Origin of the sequence: Acinetobacter sp. YH12072 (assembly GCF_013419565.1) — a bacterium.
In the GTDB taxonomy this organism is placed as follows: domain Bacteria; phylum Pseudomonadota; class Gammaproteobacteria; order Pseudomonadales; family Moraxellaceae; genus Acinetobacter.
In genome coordinates, this window is record NZ_VOZV01000036.1 from 1 (window position 1) to 22,012 (window position 22,012).

General features: G+C 45.2%; 18 protein-coding genes and 1 pseudogene. 11 read left to right on the plus strand and 8 right to left on the minus strand.

Annotated elements, in window-relative coordinates:
• Together FTU19_RS13415 and FTU19_RS13420 are read left to right on the plus strand one after the other, a co-directional pair.
• Window positions 1-90 (plus strand): annotated as a pseudogene (locus tag FTU19_RS13415) (IS5/IS1182 family transposase); the annotation flags it as partial.
• A gap of 121 nt (window positions 91-211) precedes the next feature.
• Window positions 212-535 (plus strand): ankyrin repeat domain-containing protein, encoded by a 324-nt coding sequence (locus FTU19_RS13420; protein ID WP_180131520.1) that lies wholly within the window; start codon window positions 212-214, stop codon window positions 533-535.
• Between the two features lie 59 nt (window positions 536-594).
• On the opposite strand, the gene FTU19_RS13425 is transcribed toward FTU19_RS13420, so the two are convergent.
• A complete protein-coding gene (locus tag FTU19_RS13425; protein ID WP_180004125.1) occupies window positions 595-1,146 on the minus strand; it encodes a type 1 glutamine amidotransferase domain-containing protein in 552 nt (183 codons plus the stop codon).
• A gap of 350 nt (window positions 1,147-1,496) precedes the next feature.
• Complete coding sequence (locus FTU19_RS13430) at window positions 1,497-2,189, minus strand: TIGR04219 family outer membrane beta-barrel protein (RefSeq protein WP_180131521.1); 693 nt, start codon at window positions 2,187-2,189, stop codon at window positions 1,497-1,499.
• 130 nt (window positions 2,190-2,319) lie between these two features.
• Between FTU19_RS13430 and FTU19_RS13435 the strand changes: the two genes are divergently transcribed.
• The 4 genes from FTU19_RS13435 to zupT all read left to right on the plus strand — a co-directional run bounded on the left by FTU19_RS13435 (window position 2,320) and on the right by zupT (window position 6,857).
• Window positions 2,320-3,768, plus strand: a complete 1,449-nt coding sequence (locus FTU19_RS13435; protein ID WP_180131523.1) for an aldehyde dehydrogenase family protein — start codon at window positions 2,320-2,322, stop codon at window positions 3,766-3,768.
• Between the two features lie 593 nt (window positions 3,769-4,361).
• Entirely contained in the window at window positions 4,362-5,837 is a 1,476-nt protein-coding gene (locus FTU19_RS13440) for a sodium-dependent transporter (protein ID WP_125279821.1), read from the plus strand.
• Window positions 5,838-5,847: 10 nt separating this feature from the next.
• Window positions 5,848-5,958, plus strand: coding sequence for a methionine/alanine import family NSS transporter small subunit (locus FTU19_RS13445; RefSeq protein WP_004780392.1), 111 nt, complete (start codon window positions 5,848-5,850; stop codon window positions 5,956-5,958).
• 83 nt (window positions 5,959-6,041) lie between these two features.
• Window positions 6,042-6,857 (plus strand): zinc transporter ZupT, encoded by an 816-nt coding sequence (gene zupT / locus FTU19_RS13450; RefSeq protein ID WP_180131525.1) that lies wholly within the window; start codon window positions 6,042-6,044, stop codon window positions 6,855-6,857.
• Between the two features lie 62 nt (window positions 6,858-6,919).
• Here the strand turns inward: zupT and rsmB are convergent, their stop codons facing one another.
• Window positions 6,920-8,224 carry a 16S rRNA (cytosine(967)-C(5))-methyltransferase RsmB gene (gene rsmB / locus FTU19_RS13455; protein WP_180131527.1) on the minus strand — a complete coding sequence of 435 codons (1,305 nt, stop codon included), beginning with the start codon at window positions 8,222-8,224 and terminating at the stop codon, window positions 6,920-6,922.
• A complete protein-coding gene (gene fmt / locus FTU19_RS13460; protein WP_004780397.1) occupies window positions 8,221-9,183 on the minus strand; it encodes a methionyl-tRNA formyltransferase in 963 nt (320 codons plus the stop codon). The genes rsmB and fmt overlap by 4 nt, the downstream gene beginning before the upstream one ends.
• Window positions 9,184-9,590: 407 nt before the next feature.
• Here fmt and ilvD (FTU19_RS13465) point away from each other — a divergent pair, with 407 nt between their 5' ends.
• The 5 genes from ilvD (FTU19_RS13465) (at window position 9,591) to FTU19_RS13485 (ending at window position 15,932) form a co-directional block, all read left to right on the plus strand.
• Window positions 9,591-11,420 (plus strand): dihydroxy-acid dehydratase, encoded by a 1,830-nt coding sequence (ilvD, locus tag FTU19_RS13465; protein ID WP_081402678.1) that lies wholly within the window; start codon window positions 9,591-9,593, stop codon window positions 11,418-11,420.
• A gap of 190 nt (window positions 11,421-11,610) precedes the next feature.
• Window positions 11,611-13,296: a dihydroxy-acid dehydratase gene (gene ilvD / locus FTU19_RS13470; RefSeq protein WP_179992898.1), complete on the plus strand. Its 1,686-nt coding sequence runs from the start codon at window positions 11,611-11,613 to the stop codon at window positions 13,294-13,296.
• Window positions 13,297-13,448: 152 nt separating this feature from the next.
• Window positions 13,449-14,729, plus strand: a complete 1,281-nt coding sequence (locus FTU19_RS13475) for a hypothetical protein (RefSeq protein WP_179992899.1) — start codon at window positions 13,449-13,451, stop codon at window positions 14,727-14,729.
• 21 nt (window positions 14,730-14,750) lie between these two features.
• Entirely contained in the window at window positions 14,751-15,038 is a 288-nt protein-coding gene (locus FTU19_RS13480) for a chorismate mutase (protein ID WP_004780403.1), read from the plus strand.
• 156 nt (window positions 15,039-15,194) lie between these two features.
• Complete coding sequence (locus FTU19_RS13485; protein ID WP_180131529.1) at window positions 15,195-15,932, plus strand: sulfite exporter TauE/SafE family protein; 738 nt, start codon at window positions 15,195-15,197, stop codon at window positions 15,930-15,932.
• Here the strand turns inward: FTU19_RS13485 and FTU19_RS13490 are convergent.
• The 4 genes from FTU19_RS13490 to FTU19_RS13505 form a co-directional block, all read right to left on the minus strand.
• The gene (locus FTU19_RS13490) at window positions 15,929-16,834 is read right to left on the minus strand and encodes a LysR family transcriptional regulator (RefSeq protein ID WP_180131547.1); all 906 of its coding nucleotides are present in this window, start codon (window positions 16,832-16,834) and stop codon (window positions 15,929-15,931) included. The two genes, FTU19_RS13485 and FTU19_RS13490, sit on opposite strands and share 4 nt — an antisense overlap.
• Window positions 16,835-16,931: 97 nt before the next feature.
• Window positions 16,932-18,227, minus strand: a complete 1,296-nt coding sequence (locus tag FTU19_RS13495) for a solute carrier family 23 protein (protein ID WP_180131531.1) — start codon at window positions 18,225-18,227, stop codon at window positions 16,932-16,934.
• Between the two features lie 298 nt (window positions 18,228-18,525).
• Window positions 18,526-21,210, minus strand: coding sequence for a phosphoenolpyruvate carboxylase (ppc, locus tag FTU19_RS13500; RefSeq protein WP_180131533.1), 2,685 nt, complete (start codon window positions 21,208-21,210; stop codon window positions 18,526-18,528).
• Between the two features lie 150 nt (window positions 21,211-21,360).
• Complete coding sequence (locus tag FTU19_RS13505; RefSeq protein WP_180131535.1) at window positions 21,361-21,984, minus strand: TetR/AcrR family transcriptional regulator; 624 nt, start codon at window positions 21,982-21,984, stop codon at window positions 21,361-21,363.
• Window positions 21,985-22,012: the final 28 nt, after the last annotated feature.

The following is a 22,012-nucleotide window of genomic DNA, read 5'->3' on the forward strand; positions in this document are numbered from 1 at the left end:
AGAGGAATAGCTACTCGATATGACAAGCTCAAAAGAAATTATCAAAGTTCTGTTGCCTTAGCCTGTATATTTTTATGGCTACCGTTATAGGGTTAATTATGAACAGTAAGTGTCAACAGACCCTAATTAAAGATTTATATATGATGAACTTTCCATGATGTTGGCTGAGTAAAATCAACCATTTCATAATTAAAAAATCAGGTAAACAGTTATGGCTATTAAATCATTCTCCCCAATCCCTGAAGATGACGATGAACTGCATCTTCCTGAACTGGTGTACTGGGCATCCTTAGGTGATATTGAACAGGTCGAACAAGCCTTGCAGGAAGGTCTGGATGTGAATTCAGCCGATGAAGAAGGCTATAGTGCCTTACATGCAGCTGCTGAAAACGATCATCTGGAAGTAGTTAAACTGCTGGTGAGCAAAGGCGCAGATGTCGATCATCGCAGTACCTATACCGCGTTGGAACTGGCAGAAATGGCCGGTAATAAAGATGTAGTGGCTTATCTAAAAAGCCTGAAAGGTGGCATTTAAATAAAATAAGATCAAGAAAATAAAAAAGCCTCCAGATGGAGGCTTTTTATAGTGTGAACTTAGGCAGCATCGCCTTCCAGCTCTTTTAAGATAGCATCATTGAAAGCAGGAATGTCATCCGGATTACGTGAAGTAATCAGCACCCAGTCACCAGTATTGCAGCGATGAACCTGTTCATCGACCCATTTACCACCGGCATTTTCCAGATCCAGTTTGATGCTCTTATACGAGGTCAGGTTTTTATCCTTAATTCGCTGTGCATCAATCAGAACCCATGGCCCATGACAGATTGCGGCAATCGGTTTGTGCTGGTCAGCAAAATGTTGCACGATTTTCTGGGCAGATTCATTGATTCTTAAAGTATCTGCATTCACAGTGCCACCAGGAACAACCAAGAGATCATAATCACCCAGTGTGACATGATCAAAACTGGTATCAGGCGTATATGAGGTAGCAGCTTTAGTATCGCCTTTTACTGTTGCCACCTCTTCATTTTTTTCTGCCGCATGAATCACTTCAAATCCTTTGGATTTTAGAAAATTTAAAGGCTCGACCAGTTCATCATGTTCAACACCTTGGTTTGAAGTAATAAAGAGGACCTTTTTTACCATGATTGCTGTTCCCAAAAAATGTGAGGATTTTCAGATTAACAACAAGGCGATTCTTACAATGTTGGATTTTTAGCTCGGAACTGTTAAACAATGCTAAGAATTTATAGATAAAAAAAGCCCCAACATCCTGTTGGGGCTTTTTTCGTATCTCGTGTTTAGGTATAACTCCTGTCGTACCTCACGTCCTGGTGCACTGCTTTATTCTTCTTGTTTTTAGGTATTTGAGCTTCCTGCTCTGTATGTTTATAGAATAGTCTGAACCTGAAAGCTGGCATAGACGTCGATGACATCTATCATTGTACGTCTCGGCTTACAGGGTTAAGGCTAATTTCCATAAGTCATTATATTATTTAGAAGTGTATGTCTAAGCCGATATAAGGACCTTTAAATTCCAGTTCCAAGTCTGGCGCATTATTTTGTTCGGCATCGATATTCATGATGCGATAACCGACTTTAGCCCCTACATCAACCAGCAGGTTATCAATAAAGTCATATTGCAGTTCAGCCTGAACATCAGTCTTTTTGATATCGCTACCGTGACTGTAAACCGCTTCAGCTTTAGCACTCATGCCAGTAAATGGCAGTTTTACCCCAGCTGTAGTGTAGAGTAATGGACTGTATTCATCTAGATCGTACTGAGTCAGGACACCTGCATTCAGATTTCTGACTGTACCATCCAGATTAGTCAGACCCGCACCGATATCAGCATGCACAATGGTATCCAGCAGCTCATAATACAGAATATAGTCGATATTATTGAGTTCGATATCAGCAACATTCAGCGGGGTGCTTTGTTCGCTATTGCTGTCCAGATTCACATATTTGATTTTGGCATTTGGCAGTAGTGGTACTGGATGTTCAAATGCGACAGAGAGTTGTGCCGTGCCTTGGCGATCCAGGTCCTGTTTGCCGGCATTGGCAGACTGGCTATAACCGTCAAAATTCCAGTAGCTGGCATCTGCTTTAAGACCAATCACATCGGCATGGCCTATGCTGCTCAGTCCTAATCCCAGTAATAATGCAGTGAATAATTGTGTACGCATTTCTAATTTTCCTTACGCTTTCTTTAAATTGAGCGATTTTGTTACCTAAATACATCTTCTTAAACGTAATCAGTAAGTGCATGATATAGGTAATTTCTAAAATGTATATGCTAATGTGAAGGGCAGAATAATGGGATCGACAGCAGCACAACATCATCAAGACTATCCATTATATGTGGCAGGACAGCCGGTACAAACGGGTGAATGGCTGGAGGTCAAACATAAATATAGTCAGGAGCTTTATGCACGTGTCGCGCTGGCAGATGCTGAAACTTTAGAAAAGGCAATTCATTCTGCGACTCAGGCAGAAGCTGAAATGGCAGCATTGGAACCTTTCCAGAAACAGAAAATTCTGCTGCATTGTGTGAAGCGGTTTAATGAAATCCGTGAAGAACTGACTGAAATCCTGATTGCGGAAGGTGGCAAGCCACGTAAAGCAGCCGGTGCAGAAGTAGAACGTCTGATCAATACTTTCCAGATTGCGGCAGATGCGGTCACCCAGATGGATCAGGGGCGTATTTTGCCTCTGGCAGTCACCGCCGCAGCTTCCGGTTATCAGGGCATGGTGAAACAGGTACCGATTGGCGCTGTTTCCCTGATTAGTCCGTTTAACTTTCCATTAAATCTGACTGCACATAAAATTGCGCCGGCAATTGCTGCGGGTTGTCCATTCGTGTTGAAACCGGCGAGTCTGACTCCAGTTTCAGCCTTAAAAATTGCCGAGATTCTGGCAGAAACTGATTTACCGAAGAATGCATTCTCAGTTCTGCCGTGTCCACGCGATCTTGCAGATGTACTGGTTACAGATGACCGTTTTAAACTATTGAGCTTTACCGGTTCTGATGTCGTGGGTTGGGATATGAAAGCCCGTGCCGGCCGCAAAAAAGTCACTCTAGAACTCGGTGGGAATGCCGCAGTAATGATTGAGCCAGATACTGAACTCAGCGAACAGCTGATTGACCGTCTGATTGGTGGCGCTTATGGTCATGCAGGGCAGGTGTGTATCAGTGTGCAACGTATTCTGGTGCATCAGGATATTTTTGAAGAACTGAAAGACAAGCTGGTTCAGAAACTGCAACATCTGAAAGCCGGTGATCCGGATCTGGAAACGACTTTGCTGGGGCCAATGATCAAGGAAGCTGAAGCTAAACGTTTGCATCGCTGGATGGAAGATGCCGTAGCGCAAGGTGCCCATGTACTGACCGGTGGTGAAGTGAAAGGTGCGATGTTTGAACCGATCCTGTTGGAAAAGGTAGATCATCAACTGGAAATTTACCGTAATGAAGTATTTGGTCCGGTCGCCATTATTGAAGCGTATAGTGATTTTGAATCAGGAATTGCCTGTATTAATAGCAGTCGCTTTGGTCTGCAAGCCGGTATCTATACCCAGAATCTGCAGAAGATGATGTATGCCTGGGATCATCTGCATGTCGGTGGTGTGATTATCAATGATATTCCGTCATTCCGTGTTGATAATATGCCGTATGGTGGTGTGAAGGATTCGGGTCTGGGTCGAGAAGGTATTCAATCTGCGATTCGTGATATGCAGGAAGAGCGTATGCTTGTCATCAAATGTTAAGCTGACCGAATCAATCAGTACAGTTCCACAATCGGCATAATTAAGGCCGGTTGTGGAATTTTGCTTTTTATTGCTTAAAAAGGTAGCAGAGTAGGCAGAAAATATTAGCTAAATAAATTGAGACATAGCTCTGTTTTTATTCAGAAGAAAATGAAGAAGAAGATTAAAAAAATACTTTTTCAATTTCTATTTAATACTTGATGAGTTAAGAGCGAAAAATTGCTTGAAAACTGTAGTAAAACTTAAAAACAATATATTCCAAAAAGTTTGTATACATATAACCAATAAAATCAAGAGCTCGGCGTAGAATTATTGAGCATTTGATAAGAATAGATTATAAAAAAAGAATGTTTTAAGCAGAAATTACAGAAAAAATTTGCAAAAGTCAGTATTGTTGAACCATCTACAAGGTCGGCTTTCTGCTCAGACTTTAAGCAAGCTGTCCGGCTAGCTGACCTGTTTGTATATTAGAATTCGATGCCCAAAAGGTATAACTCTAATTCAAACACCCGAAATAATTGAAATGCTTCTTCAGTGCTCGCGACATAACCATAACAAGCAGTATTGAATGAAGTTTAAAGTTTAGGTGTTCTATGACAGATACTCGAGAGAATTGGTCGGCACGATCAGGATTTATTATTGCAGCCATTGGCTCTGCCGTTGGTTTGGGGAATATTTGGCGCTTTCCATACGTTGCCTATGAAAACGGCGGCGGGGCATTCCTGATTCCTTATCTGATTGCGATTTTTGCAGCAGGTTTACCTCTATTATTTTTAGATTATGCAGTCGGACATAAGTTCCGCAAAGCACCACCGATGGCCTACAAAAAACTCATGAATGCAGAATCTCTGGGTTGGTGGCAGGTCATGGTGACCCTGATCATCGGGATTTATTATGCCAGCGTCCTGTCTTGGGCCGGCAGCTATATGATTTATTCCTTTGGACAGCAGTGGGGCACAGATACACAAGCCTTTTTCTTCAATAGCTACCTGCAAAATGGTGAGGGCTTAACTTTCGGTTTTGTACCAGTCCTGTTCTTTGGTCTGGTGATCGTTTGGGCAGCCGTGATGCTGATTCTTTACGGTGGGGTACGCCGTGGGGTGGAACTGGCGAATAAAATCTTTATGCCTTTGCTGGTGATTTTATTCACAATCCTGGTGATTCAGGCAGTACGTTTACCGGGTGCAGTCGATGGCTTAAATGCTTTCTTTACCCCAAACTGGGAAGCCATGACCAATTATAAAGTCTGGCTGGCTGCTTTCGGTCACATCTTCTTCTCACTTTCAGTGGGCTTCGGGATCATGTTGACCTATGCCTCTTACCTGAAACGTAAGACTAACTTGACCGGTTCGGGCGTTGTGGTGGCATTAGCCAACTCGTCGTTTGAAATCCTGGCAGGTATTGGGGTTTTTGCTGCGCTTGGCTTTATGGCGTTCAGTTCAGGTGCGAAAGTTGAAGATGTGGTCTCTGGTGGTATCGGTCTGGCCTTTATTGCCTTCCCGAAAATCATTTCCAGCTTAGGTGCAGGCGGTGACCTGTTCGGCTTCCTGTTCTTCGGTTCATTGACTGTAGCCGGTATTACCTCCATGGTGAGTATCCTGCAGGTGCCAATTGCGGCATTCCAAGACAAGCTGGGCTGGTCGAAGAACAAGTCAGTGACCATCATTGCGGGTGGTTCAGCAGTTGTATCCACTTTGATGTTCTCGACTCATAGTGCCATTACATTTGTCGACATCATTGACTACTTCGCTAACAACATTGGTATTGTGGGTGGTGGTCTGTTCTCGATTATTTTATTGTCCTGGTTCCGTCGTCCATTGATGAAACAGCTGGAAACACATGTGAACGAGTTTGCCAGTCTGAAACTGGGTGGCAGCTGGAAATTCATGCTGACTGTGATCACGCCCTTATCTTTATTATCGGCATTGGGTTTAACCCTGAAATCAATCATGGCAGAGGGTTACGGTGATTATCCTGCAAGTACGTTATGGATGATTGGTGGGGGTACGATTGCATTCTTTATTCTGGGTGCCATTCTGTTCAGTCTAGTGAAAGATCGTCATAGTTAGGAGAACGAATATGAATACATCTGCATTGATTATGATGATTTTCTCCATGGTTTTATTATGGGGTGGTCTGGCACTGGCTGTCATGCATCTGGCAAAAAATCCAGAAGAACCAGAAGACTAAAAATCTTCACATAAACACATTGTTACTGTAAATGAAAGTCATTATCATCTTTGGTGATAATGACTTTTTTAATGGGCAGACTTATGGGAATTGCTCCCGTTACCGATGCGCAAGTCTATACTGCTTTTGCAGTGACATTTTTGGCAGGTCTGGCTACCTTGGTGGGTGGGGGATTGGTGCTGTTCTTGAAAAAACCCAACTACCGGATTTTAGCCTTTGGACTGGCCTTTGCTGCCGGAGCAATGATCTATGTCTCGCTCACAGAAATTCTAAATAAATCTATTAGTTCTTTTAGCCTGGCCTATGATGAAAAATCCGGTTTTGCTTATGGTACTTTTGCCTTTTTATTGGGTGTGGTACTGGTCTTATTGCTGGATCGATTCGTTCCTAATCCGCATGAAACCATTGAGGCACAATCGAAACAGGATCTGAGTCAGCCGCAATTACTAAGAACAGGACTACTGACGTTATTTGCGATTAGTGCACATAACCTGCCAGAAGGATTGGCGACTTTTTTTGCGACGCTGGAAAGTCCTGCACTGGGTGCACCATTGGCGGTTGCCATTGCGATTCATAATGTGCCTGAAGGTGTTGCGATTGCATTACCGGTTTATGGTGCAACAGGCCGTAAAGACTATGCACTTGTGGCTAGTCTGGTTTCAGGCCTTGCTGAACCTCTGGGCGCTGCGCTGGGTTATTTCATTCTGGCGCCGTATATGAGTCATACCATTTATGGCATGGTGTTTGGGATTATCGGTGGGGTGATGGTTTATCTGGCACTGGATGAACTCTTGCCGACTGCAAAACGTTTTTCTAAAGGTCATGAAACCGTTTATGGTCTGGTCAGCGGTATGGCGGCACTGGCGACCAGTCTAGTGGTTTTTAAATTTGTACAATAAGAAGCTCAAATCAAAATAATAAAAAAGGCAGCCAAAGCTACCTTTTCTTTTAGCAATATCATTTAAGCAGTTTTTTCAATCCGGCAATAGAAGAAGCCATCGCCTTGACCGGTTTTAGGGAGAAGCTGACGACCATGGATCTGTTCAATACCCCAATCGGCTTCAATTTTGATTTCCTTAGCATCTGCATGCTTGCTAAAGAATTCGACCATTTGCTGTTCATTTTCCGCTTTAAGAATTGAACAAGTGATATAGAGCAAGGTGCCGCCGACTTTGAGTTGCTGCCACATATTTTCCAGAATCTGCTTTTGCAGCTCTACTGTCTGGGTAATATCTGTTGAATGACGCAGTAAACGGATATCTGGATGGCGACGCATTACACCGATGGCTGAACATGGCGCATCCAGTACGATACAGTCCGACTGTTCCGGTGCCTGCCAGGTGATGGCATCTGCGGCTTTAATTTCAACATGATCGCCTTCAAGTAACAGACGTTCAAGATTCTCAGTGACACGCGTTAAACGCTTGGCATCCTGATCCAGCGCAATCAGTTTACGCGGCTGATATTTTTCTAGAATATGCGCCGTTTTACCACCCGGTGCTGCACAGGCATCAATCACAAACTTGTCATCGAGATCTGGCAACAAGGTAGCGCAGAGCTGGGCATGTTCATCCTGCACCGAAAAACCGCCGACATCAAAGCCGGGTAAATCAGGTACCTGTACATTGGCATCCAGGACAATTCCGACCTTGGAAACAGTACAGGCGTGAGCCGGAATTTCGTGCTCTTCCAGAATTTCCAGATAGTCTTCACGGCTAACCTGACGTTCATTTACGCGTAAGGTCAGTGGAGCAATCTGTTTCAGTTCATGACTCAGCTCAGTAAGCTGCTCTGGCCAGTCTTTTTTCAGACGTTTAAATAGCCAGCTTGGCAGGCCATGAGCCTGATCCAGTGCTGCCTGAAATTCCGATGTTTCACGTGAAACACGGCGCAGGATGGCATTGACTACGCCACTTAAAGCCTGATAACCAAGTTGCTTTACTGCAGTCACGGTTTCAGAAATGGCAGCATGCGGTGCAATTCGGGTTTCCAGTAACTGGTATAGGCCGACATAGAGACAGGTTTCAACCGTGTCATTATTTAAAGGCTTCACCAGCAGTGGCAGAGTAATACTTTTAAGTGCGTACCATTGACGCAAAGTACCCAAAACCAGTTCATGGAACAGGGCACGATCACGGTCAGCCACTTTCTTTAAATGCAGCGGCAAGATGCTGGCCAGAGATTGTCCTTGCTGTACAGCAAGTAAGGTACGAATCACTTGGGCACGCAAGTTAAGGTGAGATGTGCCTGATTCAGAATGACTCATGCCAATAATTGTCCTACATGTAATTTTTGGGTCTGGTTAATTTGTACCGGATTGAGCGGTTTGCCGCCCGGCCATTGCAGTGAAGTTAAACACACTGCTTTTTCATCACCACAGGCTACATGCACACCCTGTTTATCAATCGCCAGAATCGTGCCGGCTGCATGACAGTGTGCATTTTTTTCTGAGAGTACCGAACCCCAAACCCGCAGGTTGTTATTTTCATCTAGAGGGATAAAAGCCACCGGCCAAGGATTAAAGGCACGGATATTACGGTCAATATTAGAGGCAGTACAGCTCCAGTCAATTCGGGCTTCTGCTTTAGATAGCTTATGAGCATAGACGGTAAGTTCTTCGTCCTGCACTTCCCGTGCGGCTAAATACTGTTGTAATTTTTCTTCAGATTCCAGTACCGCTACAATTGCTTCCGCACCTTGAGCAGCCAGTTTATCGTGCAGGCTAGCTGAAGTATCTTCTGCAGTGATAGGACATAAAGTTTTATACATCATATCACCAGTGTCCAGCCCGGCAGCCATTTTCATGATGGTCACGCCAGTTTCGTGATCACCTGTTGCAATTGCACGTTGGATCGGCGCAGCACCACGCCAGCGTGGCAGCAGTGAACCATGAATATTCAGGCAACCATATTTAGGCGTATCCAGAACCACTTGCGGCAAAATCAGACCATAGGCAGCTACAACCATCACATCAGCATTCAACGCTTTTAACTCAGCCTGAGCAGCAAGACCTTCTTCAGTTGAAGACTTGAAATGAAGTGGCTGATATACCGGAATGTCATGTTCAAGCGCCAGCTGTTTCACAGCAGAAGCGGTAAGTTTCTGACCACGACCGGCTTTACGGTCCGGCTGAGTATAGACCGCCACAATTTCATGATCGGTTTTGAGAAGCGCAGCCAATGCAGTTGCTGCAAATTCTGGTGTGCCTGCAAATATGATTTTCACACATGAAATTCCAAATAAACTTGGCAGCTATTATAAGCTAAAAGCCAAATGGCCGCCTAATCTACAATGCACTTAACTGTTACAGCGATTATAGATTCCTACTTTTAATTAAATTTTATATAAAAAAAACTCATGCAAATTCTAAAAATTATTCATGAAAGTTTTGTATTGTCCGATCCATGATGGCGGTATAGTAGCTTTATTAAGAGATTTTTATTGTCAGCTCACCGAGACCTCTCTATAGACATTTTTGTCTGCATCTACAACGAATAGGTCATCTTGTAAAACAATGGCTTGTAGTATGATAGGTCTAACATTCGACTGATTTAAGCTCATTGTCAGTATGATCTAGCCAGAGTGAACCTTTTTCGGTTCATTTCAAGCTCAAACTTTGTTGGAAATATAAAATGCCTGACTATCGTTCAAAAACATCGACACACGGAAGAAACATGGCGGGTGCGCGTGGCTTATGGCGCGCAACTGGGATGAAGGATGAAGACTTCGGTAAACCGATTATTGCCGTGGTGAACTCATTCACTCAGTTTGTACCGGGTCATGTTCACCTTAAAGATCTAGGCCAACTCGTGGCACGTCAGATTGAACAGGCAGGCGGTGTAGCAAAAGAATTCAATACCATTGCTGTTGATGACGGCATTGCGATGGGTCATGACGGTATGTTGTATTCACTGCCTTCACGCGACCTGATTGCTGACTCGGTGGAATATATGGTCAGCGCACACTGTGCCGATGCCATGGTGTGTATCTCGAACTGTGACAAGATCACTCCGGGGATGTTGATGGCAGCAATGCGTCTGAACATTCCAGTGGTCTTCGTGTCTGGCGGTCCGATGGAAGCCGGTAAAGTAAAAATTCGTGGTAATGACAAAGCCATCGACCTGATCGATGCGATGATCGTCGCTGCAGATGATAACTATACTGATGAAGAAGTTGCGGAATACGAACGTTCTGCATGCCCAACCTGTGGTTCATGTTCAGGCATGTTCACTGCGAACTCAATGAACTGTTTGACTGAAGCATTGGGTCTATCACTTCCAGGTAACGGTTCAACTTTGGCAACGCATGCGAACCGTAAAAAACTGTTCGAACGCGCTGGTTCTCTCATTGTTGAACTGGCAAAACGTCATTATGAACAAGATGATTACAGCGTCTTGCCACGTTCAATGGTGACCAAAGCATCGTATGAAAATGCCATGACTTTGGATATCGCGATGGGTGGTTCAACTAACACAGTACTTCACCTGTTAGCTGCTGCAAATGAAGCAGGTGTAGACTTTACGATGGATGATATCGACCGTCTGTCTCGTAAAGTACCAGTGCTTTGTAAAGTTGCTCCTGCGAAGAATGACGTGCATATGGAAGATGTACACCGTGCCGGCGGTATCATGTCGATCCTCGGTGAACTGGATCGTGCAGGCCTGTTAGATACCTCTGTCGGTACGGTTCACGAAGCAACATTAAAAGATGCTTTGGACAAGTGGGACATCATCCGTACTGAAGATGAGGAAGTGTATAAATTCTTTAAATCAGCACCGGGCGGTGTACCAACTCAAACTGCATTCTCACAAGACCGTTACTACTCACGTCTGGATGGCGACCGTGAAAATGGTGTGATCCGTAATGCAGAACATGCTTTCTCTAAAGACGGTGGTCTGGCTGTACTTTATGGCAACATCGCGCTGGATGGCTGTATCGTAAAAACAGCTGGTGTAGATGAATCAATCCTGAAATTTAACGGGACTGCACGCGTATTTGAAAGTCAGGATTCTGCGGTAGATGCGATTCTGGGTGGTAAAATCACAGCAGGTGATGTAGTTGTGATTCGTTACGAAGGTCCACGTGGTGGCCCTGGTATGCAGGAAATGCTGTACCCAACCAGCTACCTGAAATCTAAAGGTCTTGGTAAAGAGTGCGCACTTCTGACTGACGGCCGTTTCTCTGGTGGTTCTTCAGGTCTGTCGATTGGTCACGTTTCTCCGGAAGCAGCTGAAGGTGGTGCTATTGGTCTGGTTGAAGATGGCGACCGTATCGAAATCGATATTCCAAACCGTACCATTCATCTGGCTGTTGATGATGCGACTATGGCCGCTCGTCGTGCTGCTCAAGATGAAAAAGGCTGGCATCCAGTGGAAGACCGTCCACGTAAGATTTCTAAAGCCCTAAAAGCCTATGCGATGCATACGACTAGTGCGGCGAAAGGCGCAGTACGTGAAATCTAAGCTGTAAATTTTTATAGCGCAAAAAAGCACTCCAGAGGGGTGCTTTTTTTATTTTTGATAATTGCACTACCTCAAATAACTGAATCAGATACACAGAGTCTTACTTTTATCTAAAGATCGCTTTCTATACAATCGAATAAAACCTAGACAGCTTTTAAGCTTCACAAGAATTACATCCAGGACGAATAAAATGAGTAAAGACAATATCCGAGAACATTCTGCTCCCGTCTATGAAGGCATCGAAAATGCACCGGCCCGTTCCATGATGCGTGCCACCGGTTTTCAGGATGAAGACTTTACTCGTCCGTTTATCGGGATCGCGTCGACCTGGGCCAATGTGACCCCTTGCAATATGCATATTGATGGCCTGGCACGTACAGTCGAGCAGGGCGTGAATGCTGCCGGTGGTAAGGGCATTATCTTCAATACCATCACTATTTCTGATGGGATTTCCAACGGGACTGAAGGGATGAAATACTCCTTGCTGTCGCGGGAAATTATTGCCGATTCGATTGAAGCAGTAGTTGGTTGTCAGGCCTATGATGGCGTGATTGCCATTGGCGGTTGTGACAAAAACATGCCGGGCTGCATCATGGGCTTGGCACGCTTAAACCGTCCGGGTCTGTTTATTTATGGCGGTACCATCAAGCCGGGTGAAGGCCATACTGACATGATTTCTGTATTTGAAGCGGTCGGTCAGCATGCCAAAGGCGAAATTAATGCGATTCAGGTGAAACATATTGAAGAAGTGTCTTTGCCAGGGCCGGGTTCTTGTGGGGGGATGTATACCGCCAATTCTATGGCCTCTGCGATTGAAGCTCTCGGCATGAGCCTGCCAGGCTCATCCGCACAGGAAGCGGTGTCTGAAGACAAGCAGATTGACTGTGCCCGTGCTGGTGAAGCAGTGATGAATCTGCTACGTCTGGATATCAAGCCACGTGACATCATGACCAAAGCGGCTTTTGAAAATTCAATTAAAGTATTGATTGCATTGGGTGGATCAACCAATGGAGTGCTGCATCTGTTAGCCATGGCGCATACAGCGGGTGTTGAGCTGAGCCTGGATGACTTTGTACGAATTGGTAAAGAAATTCCTGTAGTCGCCGATGTCCGTCCATCCGGTAAATATCTAATGTCGGAACTGATTGCCATTGGTGGGATCCAGCCATTGATGAAACGCATGCTGGATGCTGGCATGCTAGATGGTTCCTGCCTGACTGTGACCGGAAAAACACTGGCAGAAAACCTGGCAGATGTAGAAGATTATCCTGAAGACCAGCAGATTATTTTGCCATTCGACCAACCGGTGAAAAAAGACTCGCATCTGATCATTATGAAAGGCAACCTGTCACCGAATGGGGCTGTGGCCAAAATTACCGGTAAAGAAGGTCTATATTTCAAAGGACCGGCCCGCGTGTTTGAAGGCGAACAGGGTGCGATGCGCGGGATTCTGGATGGCGAAGTTCAGCCAGGTGAGGTACTCGTGATTCGCGGTGTAGGTCCTAAAGGTGGACCGGGCATGCCGGAAATGCTAAAACCGACTTCTGCTATTATTGGTAAAGGTCTGGGGGATTCAGTCGCACTGATTACTGATGGCCGTTTCTCAGGCGGAAGTCATGGTTTTGTGATTGGTCATGTCACACCGGAAGCCTATGAGGGTGGCCCGATTGGTCTGGTGCAAAATGGCGATGAAATTTCCATTAATGCGGAAACCCGTGAAATGACCTGGCATATTTCGGATGAAGAGCTTGCTGCACGTCAGGCGGCCTGGGTGAAACCGAAACCGAATTACACTCACGGGGCACTGGCGAAATTCGCCAAACTGACCTCTGGGGCGGAGACCGGGGCCGTGACTGACCTAAATCTTGAAATCTAAAGTCCTAGAAAACATTGAACATTTGTTGCTGACTTGATATAAGTTTTGCACAAGACTTATATCAGGTCATAAACATCCTCATAATAGGATGTTGAATAAAACGATCCTGCTGGCAAGGGCTGGCATGACAAAATCTTTTCGAGGCACCTCTCATGTCCCTGCTACGCCGTTGGTTTGATCCAATCCGATCGAGTTGGTTTTACCAGAAACCAGTTCGTCAAACGGTGTTATCTATTGAAGATGGCTTGAGCATCCATTTAAGACTGGATGATGTTTATAGTTATCTGGCGGTACAACAGTTACCGCAACTGGAAGAAATTCTCAGTCCGGAACTGAAGCCACTCAAAGTCATTATTTCAGATCAGCGGGCTGAGCCGCCTAATCAGATGTCTTTTGATGAATGGCAGCACTATTGCCTGAATGATGCCAAAATTTTATCTAAACAGCATCGTTTCAGCTTTCATGAGACCCCAGAATTACCGACAGCTGAAGCCTTAAAGCAGGCAGAAACTATCCTGAGAAATACACCATTACGCGGTCAGGATTTTCTGTATTTGCTAGAAGATGTCTTTCATATGCTCTGGCAAAAACAGAACGGAAAATTACGCACTTTATATGCGATGGCCAGCCGTCATCATGCGCCGCAGAATTTTCCGGAACGAATTTTTGAGCATAGTCCGATTCTGGCCAGTTATTTCCAGTTTGGCGGACGCCAGTATCAGGCGGTAGATGATCTTTTACGTCTGACCCGTCGCCTGAAACAGCAGAGATTACTGACCGGCAATCCGATTTTCCTGATCAATCATATTGAATGGCGTGAGCATCTGATCAGTGATGCTGAAGAGCTGAATGAAATCCAGTCCATGGACCCGGAGCTAGACCTGTATATCGCCCTGGAAGATCCGATTTCCTGGTTGTTGCTGGCTTATATTAAGGAAGAGCTGGCTGATTTTTATAATATCCAGTTGAATGTCTATCCGCTGTCTTATCAGGGACGCGACTGGTTTGACTGGAGTCTGGCGACGCGCTTATCCAAGCGAACTGAAGTCAAATTTACCCCATTCTGCCGGCCAACCGAGCAGGCCGTGATGCCAATGGCACAGTTGTTTTATAGCTGTCCGGAAGAGCAGCGGATTGAAGCCATGTACCAGATTCTGGAAGCGGTCTGGACCCGTGGTTATGATCTGTCTTATGCAGCGCATTTCAAGCGTATGCAGCAGGAACTGAATATTACTGAACTGACTCAGGAAGATGTTCTGGCCAAGTTGCAGGAAAATGACACCTTATGTGAAATGAAGTCCCAGCCGAATTTACCGGTGCTGGAACTGCGTATTGATGGGCAAAGTTATACATTTAATAGCTTATATCGTGTCTGGATGATTGAAAGTATTTTCAGTAATGTGTTAGAAGAAAAGTATAAGAGTGATAACTAAACTGAAAGTGACTGAATAAACATGGAAAAAATCAAAGCTGAATCATTACAACATGCACGTCAACAGATCGATGCCATTGATACAGCTTTAGTCGAGCTGATCGCTGCGCGTCAATTTTATGTTGATCAAACCACCCGTTTTAAAAAAACTGAAACTGATCTGCAATCACCGGAGCGTATGGAGCAGATCGTCGAAAATGTCAAAGCCTTGGCACAACAGCAGGGTGTGGATCAGGCGTTTATTGAACATCTGTACCGAGAAATGTTCCAGTATTTCATTCAGCGTGAACTGAAAGAATTCCGTCCTTAAACAATTTTCAAATCCGATTTTTGCTGATGAATCTGATGAGTTTCAGCACATCCATCTGAAGCCTCAATATTTGCTTGAGGCTTCCTTCTTAAAACCCTGATTTTACTCTATTCGTGATTTTTATAGCATGGGCTTAAATCAATTTAGGGTCATCAGATGACTGCTTTTGTTATTGCTATTTTTGCTCTGGCTGGTCTGATTAAAGGCACCATTGGATTAGGTTTGCCGGCTGTGTCCATGGGTTTGCTGACCATATTTATGAGCCCATTCCAGGCAGCAACTTTACTGATTGTGCCTTCGATGCTGACCAATTTCTGGCAACTCTTTGCCGAAGGTCATGTGCTGAAACTGATTCGCCGTTTCTGGCTATTGCTGGCAGGCATTATTGTGGGTTCAGTCTGGAGTATTTTCCCGACCTTGGGCCATTCTGGATTTCATAGTGAAGCCTTACTGGGCGGGATGCTTGCCCTGTATGGCCTATATGGTCTACTGGCGAAACGGATGCCAGATTTAAGCCAGCATGAAAATTGGCTTTCTCCGATTATGGGATATCTCGGCGGGGCCTTGACCGTGGCAACTGGGGTAGTCGTGATTCCCGTGGTGCCTTATTTGCAAACCCTGCATTTAAAACGTGATGATCTGGTTCAGGCCTTAGGGTTGGTATTTACCACCTCAACGGTGTGTTTGGCAATTTTCCTGCACCAAAACCCGGTGGAAGATATGCCGATTGATTATGCCATGTCGGCGATTGCACTGACTCCGGCCTTGATCGGGATGTGGTGCGGCAAGAAAATCCGTTCCCGTATCCCTGAACAGAAATTCCGGACAGTATTTTTTATCGGCCTGATCGCCTTAGGCAGCTATATGATGCTGCATCAATTCGGCTGGATTTAATTCAGGATTTTTTGTACATCCGCAGAAATGAGGAACTGGCTAAAGTGCTGATAAGCGGTGCTTAGTTCATCAAAGTTCTTTGCAGCTAACAATAACTTGCGGTTGGCCCAATCTCCCGTCAGTTGGATTTGCTGAAATGCATAGAGCTTCGACAAACGTTGTGCAGCACGTTTTGGCATGATCGCGATACCTACACCATTGGCCACAACCTGGGCAATGGCGGCAAAATTTGGTAAGCGTAAACGGTATTGAATCTCACAGTTCAGCAAGCGAGCTTGGGTTTCAATCGACTGCTGCAAAGAGTGATATTGCATCAGACCAACAAAAGGATAATTCAGACAGTCTGCTAATGTTAATGCCTGATTAGCTGCTAAATCATGCTGTTCAGGGCAGATCAGCACCAGAGGATCATCTGAAAATTCCAGAGTCTGTAATTGAGGGGCAGGAAAAAAGCTGGAAATAAGTCCTAGCTTGGCAGTACCACTCGCCAAAGCCGCAATGATGTCATTGCTCTCTGCTTCTTTGAGGTCGATCTGGATATTTGGGTTATTCACCAGATACTGGGGCAATAATAGGGGAAGGTACTCACTTTGTGCTGAAGAGTTACACCATAAGCTGATATTGGAATTGAGTCCTTCACTAAAGCCGGCCATGGCTTGAGACAACTGTTGTCCCTGTTGCAACAGGGCTTGGGCATGTTCAGCAAAGACCTGTCCCGCAAAAGTCATTTTTACCCCAGCAGAATGGCGGCTGAACAGACTGACCTGATATTGCTGTTCCAGCTTTTTAATCCGCTCACTTGCTGCCTGTAAGGAAATGGCAGAGCGTTCAGCACCTTTGGTCAGACTACCTGTGTCGACTATATTGAGAAAAAGACGTAAATCAAAAAAATCCAGACGCATCGGCAGGATGCTCATATAAAAGATCAGGCCTATTTAAACAATTCTTACGATATAAAAAAAGCAGCCTGGAGGCTGCTTGAAAATTTAAGTCTTCGAATTATTTTTTATCGACCAGGCTAAAGAACCAGTTCAGGAATAACGCAGCAAAGGTCGCTGTACCAATTCCACCTAGGTTAAAGTTACCGAAGGTCAGGGCAAAGTCACCCGTACCCAGAATAATCGTTACTGCTGCCACCATCAGGTTTTTGTTCTGTGAAAAATCGACTTTATTTTCGATCCAGATTTTCGCACCGGCAATAGTAATCAGACCAAAGACCACAATTGAGGCGCCGGTTAAAATCGCTGTTGGAATGGTATGAATAATCGCACCAAATTTCGGCGATAAACCTAGGAATACCGCAAATACACCGGCAACAGCAAAGATAATCGTCGAGTAAACCCGGGTAACGGCCATCACACCGATGTTCTCACCATAGGTGGTCATACCCGGTGCGCCCACACCACCTGCCAAGGTAGTTGCAATACCGTCCGCTACAAAGGCTTTACCGATATGCGGATCCAGATTTTCCCCGGTCATGGCACCCACCGCTTTAATATGTCCCAGGTTTTCTGCAATCAGAATCAAGGCAATGGGTGCAATGATCAGCATGGCATTGGTATCAAATACAGGTGCATGGAAGCTCGGAACACCAAACCAGCCCGCTTGCTGAATGGGCGCAAAATCAATTGCAGTCCCATAGCCCATCACATTACTTAAAATGTAGTAAATGAAGTAAGCCAGCAATAAACCGATCAAGAGCAATAGACGCTGTACCAGACCTTTGGTAAACACCGCAATAGAACCCATACACAGTACGGTCACCAGTGACATCCACATATTAAAGGTATTGCCCATGACGTTTTTCACAGTCACAGGGGCCAGGTTCAGACCGATAATCATTACCACCGCACCGGTCACCACCGGCGGCATCAATTTTTCAATCCAGCGGGTTCCCGTTGCCATGACCAGAACACCCATCAAGGCATAAAGCACACCACATACAATAATCCCGCCAGCGGCGACACCAATATTTGGATTCAGTCCGCCAGCACCTGCATAGCCGGTTGCTGCAATCACCACCCCAATGAACGCAAAGCTTGAACCCAGATAACTTGGTACACGACCACCCGTGATCAGGAAGAACAGGATGGTACAGATTCCCGACATTAAAATGGCCAGATTGGGATCAAAACCCATTAGAAATGGCGCCAGTACCGTCGCTCCGAACATGGCAAAGGCATGTTGTACCCCCAAGATCAGGGTCTGGGCAGGCGGTAAATACTCTGCGGTACCTACTGGTCGTGCATCGATACTACCCTCATAAGGGCGCCACTTGGGAAACCAATTGGACATAAAATGAGCACTCAAAAGATAAATTGTGCACATCATACTCTTGTTTTTTAGAAGATTTAATCACTGAAACAAAATTTTTGTTCAAATTAATTCTATGACTTTATTTGATATTTTACCGTGCGGTAAAAGTTTTTTAAATCAAAACTAAAGTTAAATCAGTGGATTAATTCCCGGACAATTCATATTCAACTTCTATAAGTAATTTTAATTTGATATATAAATAAAGCTTTTTTTGGCTATTGACTGATCAATAAAAAAGCACATCGTGTAGATGTGCTTTAAATGGAAGAGAAAAAAATCAACCGGTATTTCGTAAACCGGCGGCAATGCCGGCAATACTGACCATCAAGGCATGATCGACTGGCGTGTGTTCAGCCTGCTGCTGTTCCAGATATAATCGACGACGTTTCATCAATTCGGCTTGCAGTAAATGGAGCGGTAACAGATAAGGTTTACGCACGGTCATGGACTGGTCCAAGACACCATTACTGCTCAGCAGTTTTGATTCATCTTTTAAAGTGAGTAGGGTCTGGATGGCATCTTGCAAGCGTTGACGCAGTTCCGTGCCGAGCTCTTTCAGGTCTTCATCCTGAGTCAGATGTGATTCGTAATAGAGCGCGACATTGCTGTCTGCTTTGGAGAGTACCATTTCCAGCATATCAATTAAGGTCTGGAAATAAGGCCATTCGGTTAGCATCTCATCCAGAATTGTACGTTGCCCTTGATCCAGTACTTCATTTAATGCGGCACCGGTACCCAGCCAAGCCGGTAACATCAAACGGATCTGGGTCCAGGCAAAGACCCAGGGAATAGCACGCAAGGATTCAATCCCGCCGCTAACCTTACGTTTGGCAGGACGTGAACCCAGTGGCAACATTTGTAATTCCAGTTCTGGGGTCACGGTACGCAGGTATTTCACGAAATGCGGATTTTCACGTACTGTCTGACGATAGACCTGTACCGACAGATCGGTCATCTTATGCATCAGATCACGCCATTCCGGTTTCGGTTCGGGTGGCGGTAATAAAGTCGCTTCCAGCGTCGCCGCTGTATAAATTTCCAGATTTTGTAGCGCGATTTCTTCCAGACCAAATTTAAAGCGAATCATTTCACCTTGTTCAGTCACCCGAATGGCCCCTGAAATAGAGCCTGGTGGTTGCGAGAACAAGGCTTGCTGGGTGGGTGCACCGCCGCGGCTGATCGAACCGCCACGGCCATGGAACAAGGTCAACTGGATACCATGCAGTTTAGCAACTGCGGTCAGTTCTTCCTGCGCACGGTACTGTGCCCAGTTGGCTGACATAAAGCCGGCATCTTTGGCCGAATCCGAATAACCAATCATGACCTCGTGCTTGCCCTGAATATGCTGCTTGTACCAGTGCATATTAAAGAGTGTCGACATGGTGTCAGCAGCGCCGTCGAGATCTTTTAAGGTTTCAAATAAAGGCACTACCCGTAAAGGCTGTTTGATCCCGGCTTCTTTTTGCAGCAGCAAGACGGCCAGCACATCACTTGGATATTCGGCCATGGAAATAATATAGGCACCCAGAGACTCACTTGGCTGTTCGGCCAATGTGCGCATGGTGGTAAACACTTCCTGTACATCTGGATGTTCAATCAGGCTACCCGCTGGTTCATTCAGGTGTTTAGGTAGTAGAGGCCGTTTACTTTGCAGTTCCTGCAACAGGAAGTTTTGACGGGCCTGTTCAGTCCAGGTTTCGAAATTACCCAGACCCAGATATTCAGTAATGGCTGAAATGGCCTGACGATGACGACCGGATTCCTGACGGATATCCAGTTTGAGGAGTTCAATGCCGAAACAGTTCACCCGGTAAATCAGGTCCAGCAGACTGCTATTGGCAAGTTCTGCCAGATTGCACGCCATCAATGAGCGATAACAGGTCAGTAACGGTTTTAATAACTCATCTTTACTTTTAATGACCCGACTATCATCCGCATCTTTGCCATGCAGTTTTTCAGCCAGCCAAGCACGGGTAATTTTTAGACGTTCACGTATATCGCGTAAATATTCACGGTAAGGTTCAGGATGTTGGTGGCCTAACGCCTGTGTAATTTCATCACTGCATTGCTGAATAGAAAGTTCCCAGCGCAGGTTTTCAATATCACGCAAATACAGGTCGGCTGCTTTCCAGCGCGACAACCACAAGACTTCCTGAGTCACATTATGTGTCACATTCGGATTGCCATCCCGGTCACCCCCCATCCAGGAAGCGAAACGTACCGGAGCAACATCTAGCGGCAAAGTCTGGCCACATTGTTCCTCAACCATGCCGTTCAGTTCACGGATGAATTTGGGTACAGCATTCCAGAGGGTTTGTTCAATTGTCGTAAAGCCCCATTTGGCTTCATCCACCGGGGTTGGACGATGCTGACGGATTTCATCAGTTTGCCAGGCAGAACTGATGAGCTGTTTTAAGTCAGCCAAAACTGCCTGACGTTCACGCGGGGTTAGCTTCTGCTGGTCGAATTTGGACAGGGCATTATTGATGCCATCATATTTCTGGATCAGGGTGCGTCGGCTGACTTCTGTTGGATGTGCGGTCAGCACCAGTTCAATCTTTAATTCACAGATTTGCTGATATAAGGTTTCTGCAGAAATTTCTTGCTGTTTGAATTTTTCAAATAAAGGAACCAGAGGATTTGGAGATTCTGTGCTTTCCTCAAATTCGCTTTGACGGCGACGACGTACCACATGGTACTGTTCGGCAATATTGGCAAAGTTTAAGAAATGGGTGAAGGCACGGGTCAATGGCAGGATTTCATGATCTTCTAAAGTCAGGAATAATTGTTCCAGCTGTTTTTCTGCTTCCACCTGTCCATCGCGAGCGCCTTTCGATAAGGCCCGAATTTGCTCGACCTGATTAAACAAATCTTGCCCCGCATGTAACTTCAGGGTTTCTCCCAGCAAATTACCCAGTAAACGTACGTCTTCGCGTAGAGGTGCATCAATCTGTTGAACCATTTTTTATATCCCTCCGATTCTTCCTTTGACTATACCCCGACTGCATGACAATCCAAGTCTTTTGCAGACAAAAGTTGAATATCATTTGTTGATAATTGGATGAATTTTAGTCCTTACGCTGTTGCAAGGATCAGGCCAGATAGAAGAAATTTAACGGGAAATTGCATATTTCAGCATAAAGATCTCGATGGCCTGCTGAATGATCTGATGGCGTTGCTGCATGTCAGGTAACGGGCTTAAATCCAGTAAGACTTTGTGATGTCGCATACCTAACAGTAAGGACACTATCAGTTCGGTCTGATGCTGCGGATCATCAGTCTGGATAAATTGATGTTGCTGCGCCTGCTCAAAGAAATCATGCCAGGCCTGATTCAGCTTGATATGTGAGGCTGTATAAAAACGTTCCGCCAACGGATTTTTTTCATAGGCCAGTTGCATGATGAGCAGGTCCAGTTTGAGAGCTTCCGGCAGATTGGCAATATTGAATGAGCGCAGACAGATCTGATACAGCTCCTGCTGAAAATCACTATCAGGCTGCAGAACTTTAGGAGATTCTTGCAGAATTGCCTCACAGGTTTCTTCAACCGCACAGCTAAACAGCGTGGCCTTATCCTGAAAATGATTATAGACAGTGAGTTTGGTTACACCTGCCTCCAGCGCAATCTGGTTCATGCTGGAACCATGATAACCATGCTGTAAAAACAGCTGTTTCGCTGCGTTCAGAATACGCTGGCGTTTCTCCAGATCCTTGGGCCGTCCAACCGGTATTTGCACAATTTCATCCAAAAAAATTCAATATGGT